The organism is Flavobacterium sp. NG2 (genome assembly GCF_034119845.1).
In the GTDB taxonomy this organism is placed as follows: Bacteria; Bacteroidota; Bacteroidia; order Flavobacteriales; family Flavobacteriaceae; genus Flavobacterium.
In genome coordinates this window covers 3660456-3679827 of the sequence record NZ_CP139420.1, presented here as the reverse complement: position 1 = coordinate 3679827, position 19372 = coordinate 3660456, and the positions used below count along the sequence as shown (strand labels likewise).

At 36.7% G+C, this 19372-nt stretch carries 7 protein-coding genes; 1 reads left to right on the top strand and 6 read right to left on the bottom strand.

From position 1 onward, the window contains the following. Positions 1-44: 44 nt before the first annotated feature. The 4 genes from SLW70_RS14720 to SLW70_RS14705 are packed head-to-tail and all read right to left on the bottom strand — an operon-like array spanning position 45 to position 2912. Positions 45-1757 (bottom strand): PspC domain-containing protein, encoded by a 1713-nt coding sequence (locus SLW70_RS14720; protein ID WP_320889383.1) that lies wholly within the window; start codon positions 1755-1757, stop codon positions 45-47. A gap of 2 nt (positions 1758-1759) precedes the next feature. Then, complete coding sequence (locus SLW70_RS14715; protein ID WP_320889382.1) at positions 1760-2092, bottom strand: PadR family transcriptional regulator; 333 nt, start codon at positions 2090-2092, stop codon at positions 1760-1762. Positions 2093-2103: 11 nt separating this feature from the next. Further along, on the bottom strand, positions 2104-2439 hold the full coding sequence (locus SLW70_RS14710) for a hypothetical protein (protein WP_320889381.1): 336 nt from the start codon (positions 2437-2439) through the stop codon (positions 2104-2106). Between the two features lie 17 nt (positions 2440-2456). After that, positions 2457-2912, bottom strand: coding sequence for a DUF4870 domain-containing protein (locus SLW70_RS14705; RefSeq protein ID WP_320889379.1), 456 nt, complete (start codon positions 2910-2912; stop codon positions 2457-2459). 172 nt (positions 2913-3084) lie between these two features. Between SLW70_RS14705 and SLW70_RS14700 the strand changes: the two genes are divergently transcribed. Next, on the top strand, positions 3085-3540 hold the full coding sequence (locus SLW70_RS14700) for a DUF4442 domain-containing protein (protein ID WP_320889378.1): 456 nt from the start codon (positions 3085-3087) through the stop codon (positions 3538-3540). A 43-nt stretch (positions 3541-3583) separates the two neighbouring features. Here SLW70_RS14700 and SLW70_RS14695 read toward each other — a convergent pair whose 3' ends face one another. Together SLW70_RS14695 and SLW70_RS14690 are read right to left on the bottom strand one after the other, a co-directional pair. After that, positions 3584-3805 carry a hypothetical protein gene (locus tag SLW70_RS14695; RefSeq protein WP_320889377.1) on the bottom strand — a complete coding sequence of 74 codons (222 nt, stop codon included), beginning with the start codon at positions 3803-3805 and terminating at the stop codon, positions 3584-3586. An 88-nt stretch (positions 3806-3893) separates the two neighbouring features. Further along, positions 3894-19070: an Ig-like domain-containing protein gene (locus SLW70_RS14690; RefSeq protein ID WP_320889376.1), complete on the bottom strand. Its 15177-nt coding sequence runs from the start codon at positions 19068-19070 to the stop codon at positions 3894-3896. Positions 19071-19372: the final 302 nt, after the last annotated feature.

Below are 19372 nucleotides of genomic sequence, written 5' to 3'. Positions count from 1 at the left end.
TAGTAAATCTGTGGGGTTTTAAGCCAGATGGGTACTGCTTTTGATTACTGAGTTCTAATAATAATTCCTTTTTTGTCAATCTTTAAAAGTCTTCTTTCTTTTTTTGAAAGGACCGAGCTGTCTTTTTCTATTAAAACACCATCTTTATCAATGGTTATTGTAGTATTTTCGATGTCATCATATTCATTTTCTTCTTCAGGACAATTCAAACATTTTATTTTTGAGGGAGTGACTTTGTATAAATAATCTTCGGAGCTATAATGAAGATTAAAATAATCGTTATCAGAGTGATCGTAATTTCGAGCGCTAGACTCAACTTTGAAGACAGTACCTTCGGGTAAATAAATTGTGATTTCTACCTCTTGATTTCGGAATTTGTTTTCTAAATCGGTTACCAAATAATTATCAAAAATTAATTGATTCCCCTGAGTTTTAAAATGGTATTGAATTTCCTTAGCTTTCATTCTAGCCTCTGCAATGGTTTTTCCTTTCGCCCCTTTTTTTATTTGAATATATCCTTTATTATTTTCAGTGCTTTTGATTTTAAAATTGACGTTGTTTGAGTATAAGATGTCAGCATTTGTACTGTCTTGCATTATTTTAAAACTTGAATAATCAGTGATGTTGTTAGAATAGAAGGGATTATGTTTAAATTTTATAGAAAGTGTATCGGTAGGATGAAATAGTAAAGAATGTTTTTGAATGCTACTACCATCATTGGCGAAAGCCGAAACTTGTTTTACTCCTATAGTGATTAAGAATGCCAAAGCTAGAATCCAAGTCGCAATTAAAGTATATTTGAAAATGTTTCCTATTGATTTACTTTGTGGTGCTAATAGTTTAAAACCTAATAATGTTAAGAAAAAGAACGGAATCCCTATTGCTAAAAACATTAAGATTCCAAAAGTCCAAATAGGATAATCAGTAAAATTTCCGGCTTCAATTAAGCTCTGCCATGGAAACTCAATAAAAGTATTTGTTCCTAAGGTGAATACACCAATGAATAGTGCTAGTAAAGTTGCTAGTCCGATAATAATGAATAGTATGCCTAGAAACTGTGCAAATATTTTGAATAAGGATATGATGAGTTGATTCAAACTATTAGTTAATTTACCAGTACTATCTTTAATTTTGTTACCATATTTATCGTAATCTGCATTTTTGATTTTGTTTGAAACATTATCAAATTCCTCTCGAACCTTCTTTTCAATGTTTGAAATATTTACAGGTTCACCAGTCATTTCTAGTTTTTCAGTAGTTGTAACAGCCTTAGGTGCAATTACCCAAAGTATAATGTAGGCAATAATCCCAACACCAAAACCACCAAAAACCAATAAGATTAAAACAATTCTAATCCATAAAGCTTCAATACCAAAGTAATGTCCTAGTCCAGCAGCCACACCGCCAAGCATGCCGTTGTCTTTGTCTCGGTATAATTTTTTATTATGAATTTGATTTGTGTGTGAATGTGTAGTGTTGGCCGTACTTTCATCCTCAATAATATAGTCCTCGGGTTGTCCCATTATGGCAATAATAGCATCAATATCAGTTAGGCCTACAATCTGTTTATGTGCAGTTTGACGTTCTTGAAATAATTCGGCAATTCGCATTTCAATATCTTTGATGATTTCATCCTGCCCTTCGCTATTATTCAATGAACGTTTTATAGCATCAAAATAGCGTGTTAATTTCAAATAGGCATCTTCATCCATATAGAAAATCATTCCGCCTAAATTTATGTTTACAGTTTTGTTCATGACTATAGTTTTTTATTGGTAATAAGGGTTACTGCATCCGATAGTTCGGTCCAAGTGCCGTTCAATTCGTTCAAAAAATGTTGACCTTCTTCGGTCAATCCATAGTATTTTCGAGGAGGTCCAGAAGTAGATTCCTCCCAACGATAGTGGAGTAATCCGTCATTTTTTAGCCTTGTCAATAGAGGGTAAATGGTACCCTCTACGACCAGTAGTTTTGCGTTTTTCAAAGTGTCTAATATTTCGGATGTATAAGCATCTTTTTCTTTCAGTACTGATAGGATGCAAAATTCGAGAACACCTTTACGCATTTGAGCTTTTGTGTTTTCAATATTCATGTTTTTTTTATTTAATTTTCGTCAAAGGTTGAAACAACTAGTTTTATTGGTGTAATACTATTAAACTTTACTAGATATTGTTCCCCTTCGTCCATAGTAAATGAAATTTTATTCTCTCCTTCTTTCAAATGTTTTTTAGAGAGAACTGTTTTGTTTCGATTGTCCAATACAAGGACATTATATTCATCTTTTGGTTCTACTTTAAATTTAAGATTGATGTCCATTCTTTCTTTGGCCACAATATTAAATTGAGTATTCTCATTAGGTTTGATTTCAATAACCTCCTGTGCCATTATTTTAGTTGTTACCACAACTAAAAGTACTGTGATTAAAAGTAATTTTTTCATTTTAATTGATTTTATATTTATTTAATAAAAGAAATCGTCAAAGGGTAGTGATACCGTTCTCCTTCCGAAGCCTTAATCGTGGCATATATTATCAGAAAGAATTCAGTAATCTTTAATGTGACAAGGATGATGAGAGCGGTTATTCCTGTCGTTATCAAGAAAATGTTATTATCGATAGACAAGTTTTGGAGAATAATCTCATGATTGTTGACTATTGCATTCCATGTCACTTGATTTAAAACTATAAATATGAAAATAGGAATTGCAATCATGATTAAAATCAAACTATATAAAAGCCAACTTAATTGAAAGTTTAATACTTGTTTACCATGAAAATCAATAGTTTCTGATTCTTCTTTTTTAGCGTTCCAAAGAAGTATAGGGAAAATATAATTCCCAAAAGGAATACAATATTGGCTAAGTGTACTTAAATGGATAAGGGCTGCGATATTATTTTCAGAAGTGTTTTTCATTACAGTATTATTTTAGTTAGAAGCTAATGACTTGGTAATGTCTTATACAAATATACGTCTAATAAATAGTATCTTGTATTGCATAGTACTAAAAATTAACTTTTGTTTAACAAATAAAAGATAGTATGTATGCATAGTATTTTTTTGTATTTTAGCCTAAAATCAAAGGATTATGAAACTAACGGCCTCTAAACTTAACTCATTTTTATTTTTCAAATTGCCTTCGGCTTTCCTTTGTGGAGTTCGGGTAAAAGCGATTGATGGCAACCGTTGCGTCGTTTCGGTAAAACACCGTTGGATAAACCAAAATCCTTTTCAATCCATGTATTTTGCCGTTCAGGCTATGGCTGCGGAATTAAGTACTGGAGCGTTAGTTATGAATAAAATTCAAGAAAGTGGTCGAAAAATATCGATGTTGGTAGCGCACAACAAATCTAGTTTTACAAAGAAAGCGACTGGAAGAATTACCTTTAGTTGTGATGATGGTCATAAAATCGAAGAAGCAATAAAGCAGACCTTAACAGATGGAGAAGGGCAGACCTTTTGTATGAAATCGATAGGGACTGATGAAAAGGGTGATCAGGTTTCCGAAATGGATTTTGAATGGAGTGTTCGGCTAAAGAAATAGAAGCAAAAAAAAACGTCTCTGAGGAGACGTTTAAAAATTATGATTATGCTTTTTTAGCACAACATTTTTTTTCATCCTTTTTAGCATGTGTACCTGCATCACAAGTTTTTCCTTCAGCTTTGCACTTTGCTTTACATTTAGCCACTTCTTCAGCTGACATTGTTTTAGAACAAGATTCTTTTTTTGAACAACATTTTTTAGTTTCCTGAGCACTTATATTTATAGTGAATAAACATATAGTTGCTAAGACAAATATTTTTTTCATTTCTCTAGATTAAATTTAACTTCAAATTTAAACGATTCGAATAAGAACTGATTCTAAAATAAAGTTAATATTTAGATTATGTATTAGATTATTTTACAATAATTGTAGTATTAAAATAGCCTTTGTCTGTTTTTGTTTTGACAAAATAAACTCCAGAACTTAGTTTTTTCAGTGGTAATTGAATATTTTCTTGATTCGTCTGATCAATTCCCCAACTTTTTAATATTTGTCCTAATGTATTGAATAGATATACCTTTTTAATTCGAGTATCAACCAATTGATTTTTGATAGTGATCGTGTATTGGTCTTGAGTGAAATAAATTTTAATATCGTCTTTTAATTCGTTGGATTCTATGCCCATGATTTCTTTAGAAAAACGTAATGAGAACCTATTGGTGTATTTTCCAGCAGGAAGTGAAATAGAGAAATTTTGTTCTCTTAAATTATGATATTCGCTTGTTTCATTATCATGGATGTATATGTTAAAATCATTAGGGATATTCTCTAACTCATCAATTTTAATAGTAGATTCTCCTGGTTTTTTTATTATCATACCTAAAGGTATTATTTGGTCAGAATCAAAATTAGGAATAGCTTGAATTGTAAAAGGGCTATTGTTAATACTCCAATAAAGGTCATCATCGTATAAATCAAACATTGGCGCATCATATCCTATATCGAAAAGGTCTGTTGTATTTTTATCGGCACCAATCAATAATTGACGGTGTTTACCAGCTGTTGAATTGTAGCCAAGTCTTATTTTAGGTCTAGTATCTGTTTCGTTTAATAATTTTGTTTTACTTGTTGTACTAGGTTTCATGAAAATCGAATTAGTACTGTCCTCTCTATAAAATATACGTTGGCTATTTTTAAATACTAATGAACCTCCTTGCACAGTTGTTGTACTACCAGCAATTGAAGTTTCTAAAGCAGCATCTACAAAAAATCCTTGAGCTATAGGAATATAAGGACCTGGTTTTTTTGTCCCTTTATTTCCACTTTGTGAATTTAAATCTCCATCAACAGTAGCAACGGTACCTCCCATTAACGTATAAGTGGCATAACCACCTTCGTATAAGGCTAGTTCGTGATTACCAGTAATTCCTAAATGATCCCAATAATAAAGCGCTCCATTAAATACATTACCACTAGCTCTACAGCCAACACAATCTTTGAGGTTATCTTTTATAAATTCGTCGGCATCTAAAGCGGATGGATAAGGATTTCCAACTAAATATGTTTGTTCAAGAGGTAAACCTAGAGTGATAGTTCCAGAGTTCGGTTTACCCATAAAGGCATAATTTTGGGTATTAGATAGAGCAGTTGTTCCACCTGTTCCTTTCATAGTGAAACCTTCACCGGTATTAAGCATTCCGTAATTATAAATATGATTCCATAAGTAATAATTATCTAACTCTGAATTTGACGCTAGTGTTTTAGAATTATAGGACCATACCCAACGAGTACTAATTTTGATAGGACTAGTTATGGGGCCATCGGCAAAAAATGCATTTCCATTAAATTGTATCACTTTTGGAGACGATGAAGTCGTACCATCTCTTAACACACCATCTAGATTATAAGGGGAATTATTTGCATTCCCTCTAATACTTACCGGAGAGGTCCAGTAGTTATAATTAAAACTGTTTTGCTTGCCTTGTTGATCTCGTTTGATATATCCTGTACTCGCTTCTTCAAAAATACTTTCACTAAATTGATTAGGGAAGCTGTAGTATCTTTTTTGTAACAATTGTGATTCACCAATTAAATTGATAAACCCATTAAGTTTTAGATAATGCGTAATCCAGAGCATATGACCTGTATTAGTTTCGTTTAAAATTCCTGGTGCATGAACGTCGAGTTGCGTTCCTGTATTCATAATGAAGCCTAATAAAGTAATGTCTTTGTCATCATTATTTAAATTGTTTGAGGACACAACGATATTCCAGTCAATTGGAGCACCGTTTACCCCTGTACTATTTGGATAGTCCCAAACACTACTTCCATATAACCATGGAGTTGTAGTAGCTCCTCTATCTTTCCAATTACCATTTCTAATAGTGGTATAGGGGATAGGAGCCGTTTGATCTTCGGCAGTGGTAATATTTCGTAATTTTCCTTTAGCAGTTCCTTTATTTGGATTTAAATGACCACAGCTAATATTGTTCATTTGGTAGTATCCTAATAAGTTGGTTGTCCAAGATAAACCATTTACATCAATAGGGATAATTGCCCCTTGTACATTACCAGCAACTGTTGGACTGGAAATTATTTCTTGATTCATCATTTGATGAAGTTGATCTAGATTTAGGTTAATATCCCAAATACGAAGTTCGTCTATCCAACCATTAAAATAGTTGACTGGATTATTTGGTGGACTTCCAGTTTGGCTCATCGCTCCTAAAATACAATCAAATGTATTTGTTGAAGGTTGAACTCCTGAGATACCCGCGGGATTACTTACTTCGATTCCATCTATAAATAAGCGATACAATCCTCCATCAAAAGTTACGGCGATATGGTACCATCTGTTTGTTGTAATGGAATAATTTGAAACAATTGTACCAGAACTATTCCAATTAAATGAAACAATATCTCCATTTAATTTTAAATCATAACCAGTTGAGAGGTTATTGGCATCTCGTTTAGAAAAAATAGTTTGGGTACCAGTTACAGAATTAGGTTTTACCCATGCTTCAACAGTAAACTTCGGCGTTAAATTATAATTGTTCTTAAATGTGACATTGTCATTAATACCATCAAAATTAATTACATTACAATCTGTTAATGTAATTTGAACATCATCAGTGCAACCGCCAGTGGTCCAAGTTAAAACATAAACACCTGCTTCTCCCGTAAATGTTGCATTTGGAGAGGTATCGTCTGAGAAAGTTCCAGTTCCACAACTACTACTAGTAGATTTAATAGTCCATTTACCTGTTGCTCCCGTACCAAGTTGATCACCAGGTTGATAATTATTATCGAATGCGCCATTGGATATGTTTTCATTAGCCGTTTTTCTATTGTCATAAGCATTAAGAGAAACCGTATTATTACCGCAATTTCCAGCTAAAATTACTTGGTCTTTCCCAGCATAGGAATAGTTCACATTGACAGTTATATAAACTGTGTTTTGCGGGGTAATGTCATATACACAACCATTAACAAATGATGTTACTGCAAAGTTGTGAATACCTGGCGTAGTAGGCGTTTCTGAATAAGTAGTTGCAGTACTTATGATGTTTTGATTTTCGTCTGTCCATACGATATCTGGTCCAACTGGAGGAGTTGGTAATTTTATATTGTCTAATGCCCAGGCACTATTTACTGTTGTTCCTTTGAAGGTGAATCTCACTCTTAAATCTTGCTGCCCTACATAATCCGATAAATCAAAAGAAAATTTTTGAAGTGGATTAAATATAGTAGAAGCTGTTTTACCCACTTTACTAAAAAGCACAATGTTATAACTAACACCTCCGTTAAGTGACAATTCTATTTTTGCATAATCATTTAATTCTAAATTCCATGCCATATCAACCTCAAGTACTGAAGTTGTAAGCCCATAGGTATTAAATCTAGGGGTTTCTAGTGTAGTATTGTCTCTAGTACCACCATAGTATGTTGATAGATTACCATTGGCAATGGCAAACTTTTTATCTAATGAATCATAAAATATAGGATAAGTTCCAAACGGATGTCCGTTTGTACCTGCCCAATTATTTGTTTTTGTATTATCGGCAGAAGCAGTCCATGCATTTCCAACAGCTACACCATCCAAACGCCATTTGTCTGGGTTAAACTTATCAGGAAATTGCCCTGTGTTAAATTCACCTCCTTGAATGTTTTGACCAGTGGCAAAACCACTCGTTGCGGTAAATACTGTGGTGTCCCCCAAACACATGGTTGTTTTTGATACAGTTACAGGAGTAGGTTTTATATTTTGCGGTACTACACTCACTGTTACAATATTCGAGTAGGCGATTCCACAGACTCCACTTTGTATAACAGCTCTGTATATTCTTGTTTGCGGGATGCTAGAATAGGCATAACTATTTGTTGTATTATTAATCGTTGTCCAGTTGGTACCTCCATCAGTTGAATATTCCCAACGAATGATATTTCCAGTTTGACCGTTTAAGACAATTAAACCATCAGTAGACTCGCAGGCAATCAAGTTTTTACTGTAGACTATAGGATTGTTATAAGGATTTCCAGATTGATCAGTAGCATATCCAGTTAAATTTCCACCATTAGAAGTTGGATCAATTGTAATGGTGAATGTTTTGGAAGTACCAATACAATTCACACTTCCGTTATTAAAAGTTGGTGTAACAACAATTGTTGCTGTAACGGGAGATGTTCCAGTATTAGTAGCTGTAAAAGCAGCAATATTTCCAGTTCCAGAGGCAGCTAAACCGATTGAGGTGTTATTATTCGTCCATGAGTAGGTTGTTGTACCACCTGAATTAGTGGTGCCAAAATTCACTGAAGTAGAAGTGCCATTACATACTACCTGATTTGATGGCTGATTCACCTGAGCTGTTGGATTTACAGTTATGGTGAAAGTTTTTGTAGGCCCAGTGCAATTAATACTTCCATTATTGAATGTTGGTGTAACAACTATAGTAGCTACGATAGGGGAAGTACCTAGATTCGTTGCTGAAAAAGCAGCGATGTTCCCTGTGCCAGAAGTAGCTAGTCCAATTGCTGTATTGCTATTTGTCCAAGAATAGGTTGTTGTACCACCTGTATTAGTGGTTCCAAAAGAAACTAAGGTTGTTGAGTTTCCGTTGCAAATCACTTGACTAGCAGGTTGGTTTACTTGAGCAGCTGGATTTACTGTTATGGTTAATGTTTTTGTAGGTCCAGTACAATTAATACTTCCATTATTGAATGTTGGTGTAACAACTATAGTAGCTACGATAGGGGAAGTACCTAGATTTGTTGCTGAAAAAGCAGCGATGTTCCCTGTACCAGAAGCCGCTAGACCAATTGCTGTATTGCTATTTGTCCAAGAATAAGTTGTTGTACCACCTGTATTAGTGGTTCCAAAAGATACTAAAGTCGTTGAACTTCCATTACACACCACCTGATTTGATGGCTGATTCACCTGAGCTGTTGGGTTTACAGTTATAGTAAAAGTTTTTGTAGGTCCAGTACAGTCAATACTTCCGTTATTGAAGGATGGTGTAACTGTGATTGTTGCAACTATTGGGGATGTACCTGTATTAGTTGCTGAAAAAGCAGCAATGTTGGATGTTCCAGAAGCAGCTAGTCCAATAGCAGTATTACTATTTGTCCAAGAATAAGTTGTTGTACCTCCTGTATTATTGGTGCCAAAAGATACTAAGGATGTTGAGCCACCATTACAAACCACCTGATTTGCCGGTTGATTCACCTGTGCTGTAGGATTTACGGTTATGGTAAAAGTTTTGGTAGGTCCAGTGCAATTCACAGTTCCGTTATTGTAAGTAGGAGTAACAACAATAGTTGCTGTTATGGGTGCTGTACCTGAATTTATAGCTGTAAAAGATGAAATATCAGAACTTCCCGAAGCTGCTAGGCCAATTGAAGTAGTAGTATTTGTCCAAGAATAAGTCGTTGTTCCAACAGTATTATTTGTTCCAAAAGAAACTAAGGTTGTTGGGTTTCCGTTGCAAACCACCTGATTTACTGGTTGATTTACTTGTGCCGTTGGATTCACGGTTATTGTAAAAGTTTTTGTAGTTCCAGTACAATTAACACTTCCATTATTGAATGTTGGCGTAACTACAATAGTTGCTGTAACAGGAAAAGTTCCTGAATTAGTTGCGGTAAATGCTGCAATGTTTCCTGAACCAGAGCTTGCAAGTCCAATTGAACTGTTGTCGTTGGTCCAAGAATATGTTGTTGTGCCACCAGTATTATTCGTGCCAAAAGAAATTAAAGTAGTTGAGCTGCTATTACACACTATCTGATTTGCAGGTTGGTTAACCTGAGCTGTTGGATTTACTGTTATGGTAAAAGTTTTAGCAGTACCTACACAACTTACACTACCATTATTGAATGTTGGTGTAACAACAATGGTTGCTGTAGTAGGAGCTGTGCCTAAATTTGTAGCTGTAAATGCTGAAATATCAGAACTTCCGGAAGCAGCTAAACCAATAGATGTATTAGTATTGGTCCAAGAATATGTTGTTGTACCACCTGTATTAGTGGTTCCAAAAGATACTAAAGTCGTTGGACTTCCATTACACACCACTTGATTAGCAGGTTGATTAACCTGAGCTGTTGGATTTACAGTAATAGTAAAAGATTTTGTTGGTCCTGTACAATCAACACTACCGTTATTAAAAGTAGGAGTGACGGTAATTGTAGCTGTAATAGGAGATGTACCTAAATTAGTAGCTGTAATTGCCGCAATGTCCGAACTTCCCGTTGCTGCAAGTCCAATAGCCGTGTTACTATTTGTCCAAGAATAGGATGTTGTACCTCCGGTATTATTGGTGCCAAATGTAACTATGGTTGTAGAGCTTCCGTTACAAACCACTTGATTAGCAGGTTGATTAACCTGAGCTGTCGGATTTACAGTAATAGTAAAAGATTTCGTTGGTCCTAAACAATCAACACTACCGTTATTAAATGTTGGCGTAACAGTAATCGTTGCTGTAATTGGAGTTGTACCTGAATTAGTTGCTGTAAATGATGAAATATCAGTGTTACCTGAAGTTGCTAAACCAATATTCGTATTACTATTTGTCCAAGAATATGTTGTAATACCTCCGGTATTAGTAGTTCCAAAAGATACTACAGTTGTTGCCCCTCCGTTACAAATTACTTGGTTCGCTGGCTGATTGACTTGCGCTGTTGGATTTACGGTTATTGTAAATGTTTTTGTAGGTCCATTGCAATTTGCACTTCCATTGGTATATATAGGTGTAACAATAATTGTTGCAGTAACAGGTGATGTACCTGAATTAGTTGCCGTAAATGAGTTAATATTCCCAGTTCCTGAAGCAGCTAGTCCTATTGCAGGGGTATCATTGGTCCATGAATAAGTAGTTGTTCCACTTGAATTTGATGTAGTGAAAATAATGTTTGAAGTAGTATTGTTATTACAAAGGACTTGACTTACAGGCTGGTTAACCTGAGCTGTTTCGGTAACTGTCACAGTTGCGGTTGTCATACAGCCATTATTGTTTGTATAGGTTATCGTACTGGTACCAATTGATAGAGCAGATACCAGACCTGTATTGCTAACCGTTGCTACTGATGGATTGGAGGAGATCCAAGGATTAGATGCTGCTGGTGAAGCTGTTCCAGATAGTTGGGATGTGAAACCTCCACAAATGCTGAGGGTACCACTAATTGTAGGCAAGGGATTGACAGTCAAAGTTGCACTTGTAGATGTCACTGACGGACAGGTATATCCAACTGGTCCAGAAATTACAACATCATAATTTCCAGCATCTCCTGATGTAATATTATTTAAAGTTAAGGTAGCAGTTGAGGTAGAAGTTATTACGCCTCCTATGTTACTACCGTTTTTTCTCCACTGAAAATTTAAAGAATCTCCATTTGCATCTGCAAACACCGAAAATGTTACGCTATTAGTCCCTGTACACAAAGCTTGGGATACAGGTTGTGTAGTGATATTGATGGATTGGTCAATGTTTAATGTTACTTCAGTAGATCTTTCTAAAGAGCACGGACTTGCTCCACTAACTTCCACATAATACACACCAGCATCTGTCAAAAAAGCTTGACTGAAATTTAGAATGTTTGATTGAGCACCACTGATAAAAGCAGTATTAGTTACTGCTGTACCCGGATAAGTTCCTTTGAACCATTGATAAGTAAGACCATCACCAGTTGCAACAACGCCAAATTGTGCTGGACTACTCGCACATATTCCCACATTAGTTGGTTGTGTACCAATTACTACTTTTCTGTTTACGGTTAAAACAGTACTTGAAGAAGTAACTGAAGAACAAGGACTAGTACCGCTAATAATCACATTATAACTTCCTGCATCTGAACTGGCAACATTGGATAAATTTAATGTAGCTGTAGTTGCCCCAGTAATATTTCCAGTATTGCTAAGATTGGTAGTACCTTTTCTCCATTGATAGGTTAATCCTGTTCCTGTTGCAGTTACATTAAAACTGACATTTGAAGTTGTACATACAGTTTGTGAAGCTGTTGGTTGTACAGTGATAGCAACAGCATCATTGACTGTAATTGTTACACTTCCTGCTGCAGTCACATTAGCTGTACAAGGAGCTCCTGTGGTACTTTCGGCACGTAGATAATAGGTCGTTGTTGTTGTAGGACTCACGGACAAGCTTGCATTAGCGACAGCGCTAGTTCCTACCAAAGTAGTAAAACTGGCATCAGAATACCAGTTCCAACTCGCACCAGTTCCTAGGCTACCTCCAGTCTGAGTTAGAGTGGTACTATTTCCATTGCAAATTGTAGATGGAGTCCCAATTAAAGAACTAGGAGCAACCGAATTTTGATTCACAGTTACAGTTACACTTCCTGCTGCAGCCACATTAGCCGTACAAGGAGCTCCAGTGGTACTTTCGGCACGTAGATAATAGGTCGTTGTAGTCGTAGGACTCACGGACAAGCTTGCATTAGCGACAGCGCTAGTTCCTATCAATGTAGTGAAACTGGCATCAGAATACCATTTCCAACTAGCACCAGTACCAAGACTACCTCCAGTTTGAGTTAATGTGGTGCTTGATCCATTACAGATAGGAGAGGTTGCAGCACTTAAACTGGTAGGAGCAACAGAAGATTGATTCACAGTTATGGTTACACTTCCTGCTGCAGCTACATTAGCTGTACAAGGAGCTCCAGAGGTACTTTCGGCACGTAGATAATAGGTCGTTGTTATTGTAGGACTCACGGACAAGCTTGCATTAGCGGCAGCGCTAGTTCCAACCAATGTAGTAAAACTGGCATCAGAATACCAGTTCCAACTTGCACCAGTTCCTAGGCTACCACCAGTTTGAGTTAGTGTAGTATTATTTCCATTGCAAATTGTAGATGGAGTTCCGATTAAAGAACTAGGAGCAACAGAATTTTGATTTACTGTTACAGTTACGCTACCAGCTGCAGATACATTAGCAGTACAAGGTGCTCCAGTGGTACTTTCAGCTCTTAAATAATAGGTCGTTGTTGTTGTAGGGCTCACGGACAAGCTTGCATTAGCGACAGCGCTAGTTCCAACCAATGTAGTGAAACTGGCATCAGAATACCATTTCCAGTTAGCTCCTGTTCCTAAGCTACCACCAGTTTGAGTTAGTGTAGTATTATTTCCATTGCAAATTGTAGATGGAGTTCCGATTAAAGAACTAGGAGCAATAGAATTTTGATTCACGGTTACAGTTACACTTCCTGCTGCTGGCACATTAGCAGTACAAGGAGCTCCAGTGGTGCTTTCAGCACGTAGATAATAGGTCGTTGTTGTTGTAGGACTTACAGATAAACTGGCATTGGCAACAGCACTAGTTCCTACCAATGTAGTGAAACTGGCATCAGAATACCAGTTCCAACTCGCACCAGTTCCTAAGCTACCACCAGTTTGAGTTAGTGTAGTATTATTTCCATTGCAAATTGTTGCTGAAGTCCCAATTAAAGAACTTGGAGCAACAGAATTTTGATTCACAGTTACAGTTACACTTCCTGCTGCAGCTACATTAGCCGTACAAGGTGCTCCAGTGGTACTTTCAGCTCTTAAATAATAGGTCGTTGTAGTTGTAGGACTCACGGACAAACTTGCATTAGCGACAGCGCTAGTTCCAACCATTGTAGTGAAACTGGCATCAGAATACCATTTCCAGTTCGCACCTGTTCCAAGACTACCTCCAGTTTGAGTTAGTGTGGTGCTTGAACCATTACAAATAGGGGAGGTTGCAGCACTTAAACTGGTAGGAGCAACCGAATTTTGATTCACTGTTATGGTTACACTTCCTGCTGCTGGCACATTAGCAGTACAAGGAGCTCCAGAGGTACTTTCAGCACGTAGATAATAGGTCGTTGTTGTTGTAGGACTTACAGATAAACTGGCATTGGTAACGGCACTAGTTCCAATTAGAGTAGTATATCCTGCATCAGAATACCATTTCCAACTTGCACCAGTTCCTAAGCTACCACCAGTTTGAGTTAGTGTAGTACTATTTCCATTGCAAATTGTTGCTGGTGTCCCAATTAAAGAACTAGGAGCAACAGAATTTTGATTTACAGTTACAGTTACACTTCCTGCTGCAGCCACATTAGCCGTACAAGGTGCTCCAGTGGTACTTTCAGCTCTTAAATAATAGGTCGTTGTAGTTGTAGGACTCACGGACAAACTTGCATTAGCGACAGCGCTAGTTCCAACCATTGTAGTGAAACTGGCATCAGAATACCATTTCCAGTTCGAACCTGTTCCAAGACTACCTCCAGTTTGAGTTAGTGTGGTGCTTGAACCATTACAAATAGGGGAGGTTGCAGCACTTAAACTGGTAGGAGCAACCGAATTTTGATTCACTGTTATGGTTACACTTCCTGCTGCTGGCACATTAGCAGTACAAGGAGCTCCAGTGGTACTTTCAGCACGTAGATAATAGGTCGTTGTTGTTGAAGGACTTACAGATAAACTGGCATTGGCAACAGCACTAGTTCCTACTAATGTAGTGAAACTGGCATCAGAATACCATTTCCAACTCGCCCCAGTTCCTAGGCTTCCACCAGTTTGAGTTAGTGTAGTGCTATTTCCATTGCAAATTGTAGATGGTGTCCCAATTAAAGAGGTAGGAGCAATAGAATTTTGATTCACTGTTACAGTGACGCTACCAGCTGCAGATACATTAGCCGTACAAGGAGCTCCAGTGGTACTTTCAGCTCTTAAATAATAGGTCGTTGTAGTTGTCGGACTCACGGACAAACTTGCATTCGCGGCAGCGCTAGTTCCAACCAAAGTGGAAAAACTTGGATCTGAATACCATTTCCAACTTGCACCTGTTCCCAGACTACCTCCAGTTTGAGTTAATGTGGTGCTTGATCCATTACAAATAGGTGACGTAGCAGCGCTTATACTTGTTGGAGCAACGGAAGGTTCATTGACTGTTACATCTACAGTGGCAGTGCCTGGAACATTTGGACAACCTCCACCTGATGGAGCATTGGTGGTAATTGTTAATGTAACGTTACCACTACTTATTGAAGGAGTATATGTAGCACTAACTGTTATAGGATTTGTACCAGACGTAACAATATTTGAAAACGCTCCAGATGGTGCGGACCAAGTTCCTGACGCAGCATTTCCAGTTAATGTTCCAATAATAGCTATTGAACCATTATTACAAACATCTTGAGTACTTTGATTAACGGTAACTCCATTGAATGTGTTTACATTTATTTTATCTGTTTTACTATTGTTGTTCCCACAAGGATTAAATGCTTGTACGGTTACATTTTGATTGTTTCCAATTGTTGCTCCAGAGCTTACTGAAACCATAATATTATTAGTTCCTGTACCTGAAATTATAGAAAATCCGGCTGGTAAAGTCCAAGTGTAATATTGGGTGTTAGTGACAGCTGTGGTAGTTATATTTATTGTTGCAGGAGGACATACGGAAGATGGCATTGTTATAGGGTTTCCTCCAGTCCAGTTAGTCGGTGAACCATTCCAAACAACAATAGTTCCAGATACAGAGGTGTTTACACAAGTACTTGTAGTGTTTATGGTATAGTTATAAGTTCCTGCTGCTGCTGGAGTACCACTAATAGTTACAATGCCTGCAGAAAGTACTGCATTTACACCTGAAGGTAAGCCTATTGAATTAATTGAGGTTGCTCCAGTAACATTATAAGTTATGTTTGTTATAGCGGAAGGTCTACAAATATTTTGTGAAGTTGTCGAAGGAGCCGATGTTAGTGTCATTGTAGCATCTGGATTCACAGTTATAGTTCCAGTTGCTGTTGCTTGTGTACAGGTCCCCGTTGTTGTTACGGTATAATTGAAAGTTCCAGAGGCTGAAGGTGCTCCGCTGACAGTATAAGTTCCTGCATTATAGTTAGTTGTTAGTCCCGGTGGTAGTCCACTTACTGTAGCACCAGTTCCACCACCACTAATTCCAAATGTGATGTTGTTGATTGCTGTATTGATACATCGCGTTTGATTATTGGATCCAACTCCCGATGTTAAACTAATGGTAGCATTTGGATTTACAATCATAGTTGTATTCCCACTTATTGCTGGATTCCCCGTAGCGCATGTTGCATTGGATGTTAATGTCACTGTGACAATATCTCCATTAGCTAATGTTGAATTTGAATAAGTACTGCTATTTGTTCCAACATTACTTCCATTAAGTTTCCATTGATATATTGGATTCGTTCCTCCATTTGTAGGTGTCGCTGTAAATGTAACATTTGTACCAGCACAAATTGTAGTGGCAGATGCTCCAACACTTACACTTACTGGCAAGTTAGGGTTTACAGTCATTGTTGTGTTTCCACTTGTCGCTGGATTCCCCGTAGCACATGTTGCATTGGACGTTACTGTTACTGTAACTATATCTCCATTAGCTAATGTTGAATTTGAATAAGTACTGCTATTTGTTCCAACATTACTTCCATTAAGTTTCCATTGATATATTGGATTCGTTCCTCCATTTGTAGGTGTCGCTGTAAATGTAACATTTGTACCAGCACAAATTGTAGTGGCAGATGCTCCAACACTTACACTTACTGGCAAGTTAGGGTTTACAGTCATTGTTGTGTTTCCACTTGTCGCTGGATTCCCCGTAGCGCAAGTTGCATTGGATATTAATGTCACTGTAACGATATCTCCATTAGCTAATGTTGAATTTGAATAAGTACTGCTATTTGTTCCAACATTACTTCCATTAAGTTTCCATTGATATATTGGATTCGTTCCTCCATTTGTAGGTGTCGCTGTAAATGTAACATTTGTACCTGCACAAATTGTAGTGGCAGATGCTCCAACACTTACACTTACTGGCAAGTTAGGGTTTACAGTCATTGTTGTGTTTCCACTTGTCGCTGGATTCCCCGTAGCACATGTTGCATTGGACGTTACTGTCACTGTAACTATATCTCCATTAGCTAAAGTTGAATTTGAATAAGTACTGCTATTTGTTCCAACATTACTTCCATTAAGTTTCCATTGATATATTGGATTCGTTCCTCCATTTGTAGGTGTCGCTGTAAATGTAACATTTGTACCTGCACAAATTGTAGTGGCAGATGCTCCAATACTTACACTTACTGGCAAGTTAGGGTTTACAGTCATTGTTGTGTTTCCACTTGTGGCTGGATTACCCGTAGCGCAAGTTGCATTGGACGTTACTGTTACTGTAACTATATCTCCATTAGCTAAAGTTGAATTTGAATAAGTACTGCTATTTGTTCCAACATTACTTCCATTAAGTTTCCATTGATAAATGGGAGTGGTTCCTCCATTTGTAGGTGTCGCTGTAAACGTAACATTTGTACCAGCACAAATTGTAGTGGCAGATGCTCCAACACTTACACTTACTGGCAAGTTAGGGTTTACAGTCATTGTTGTGCTTCCACTTGTGGCTGGATTCCCCGTAGCGCATGTTGCATTAGATGTTAATGTCACTGTAACGATATCTCCATTAGCTAATGTTGAATTTGAATAAGTACTGCTATTTGTTCCAACATTACTTCCATTAAGTTTCCATTGATATATTGGATTCGTTCCTCCATTTGTAGGTGTCGCTGTAAACGTAACATTTGTACCTGCACAAATTGTAGTGGCAGATGCTCCGACACTTACGCTTACCGGCAAGTTAGGGTTTACAGTCATTGTTGTGTTTGCACTTGTCGCTGGATTCCCCGTTGCGCAAGTTGCATTGGACGTTAATGTCACTGTAACAATATCACCATTAGCTAATGTTGAATTTGAGTATGTATTACTATTTGTTCCAACATTACTTCCATTAAGTTTCCATTGATAAATGGGAGTGGTTCCTCCATTTGTAGGTGTGGCTGTAAACGTAACATTTGTACCTGAGCAAATTGTAGTGGCAGATGCTCCAATACTTACACTTACTGGCAAGTTAGGGTTTACAGTCATTGTTGTGTTTCCACTTGTCGCTGGATTACCCGTTGTACAACTTTCATTCGAAGTTAAAACTACAGAAACTATATCACCATTAGTTAATGCTGAATTGGAATAGGTACTACTATTTGTACCAACATTGGTACCATTAAGTTTCCATTGATATATTGGATTCGTTCCTCCATTTGTAGGTGTCGCTGTAAATGTAACATTTGTACCAGCACAAATTGTAGTAGCCGATGCTCCAACACTTACACTAACGGGCAAGTTTGGATTTACAGTTACCTGTATAGGATTACTTGTAATTGTTTTTGGAGAAGCACAATTCTCGGATGAAGTTATATCTAAGGTTACGATATCATCGTGAGCAAGTAAACTTGTTGTATAACTGTTTGTGTTTGTCCCAACATTAGTTCCATTTACTTTCCATTGATAGGTTGGACTAAGCCCTCCATTGACTATGGAATTTATACTGAATGTTACCGATGTTCCTGCACAAAATGTAGTTTGAGATGATTGAATGTCAACTGTGGGGGTTAGATTTGGATTCACAGTCATCGTAATACTATTACTTGAAACTGTAGCTGGTGAGGGACAATTTGCACTCGAAGTCATTTCTACTTTTACCTGATTCCCATTAGCAAGTGAAGTGGTAGTGAAAGTTGAGCTATTTGTTCCTACTGGAGTTGTTCCTATGTACCATTGGTAGGTAGGTGAAGTTCCTCCATTGGTTGGAGTAGCAGTAAAAGTGACACTTTTACCAGCACAAATAGTGTTTCCACTATCAGAAGTTATAAATACCGAAGGAGTGACAGTGGGGATTATTGTTAAAGAATCTGAACTATTCCAAGTTGAAGTTCCATCGGATATGGATATAGTTCCACTAGTTGCACCAACTGGTAAAACGGCTGTTATTTGGGTGGCATTATCTATTGAAAAAGAGGAAGCTGTAGTTCCATTAAATGCTACCGAAGTAATACCTAAAAGGTTGTTACCAGTTATTATTATAGAAGTACCTGAATTTTGACATGCAGATGAAGGAGAGAATGAGTCAAGAGATTGAGCGAATAATGTATTGCCAATAACAGTGCTAATCAAAAAGAAAAAAAACAAAAAAATAATTTTTCTTCTTTTTAAATTTAAATGTAAAAACGAAAAGTAATTAAAGTATTTTTCCTTCATGACACCTACATTTTGAATTAAACATTTTTTGAAATTCAAATTTTAGAATCACTAAAATTTAAAATTATCAATGCTAATTTTGTGGTATTTTATAATGAAAAAAACAACCGTCGGATTGATGTTGTTATTTCTTACTGAAGGGTATGTGGTTTAAATTCAATAGGTTGTTTTTTTCAATTCCATTAAATTTAATGAATTTTTCTCTTTTTGTGAGTGAATCTTTTCTTTTTTCGATTAAAGTATTTGATATCCCGATAAACAGCTTCTTTTACTTTTATGAAGTATCTTAGTTGAGCGAATAA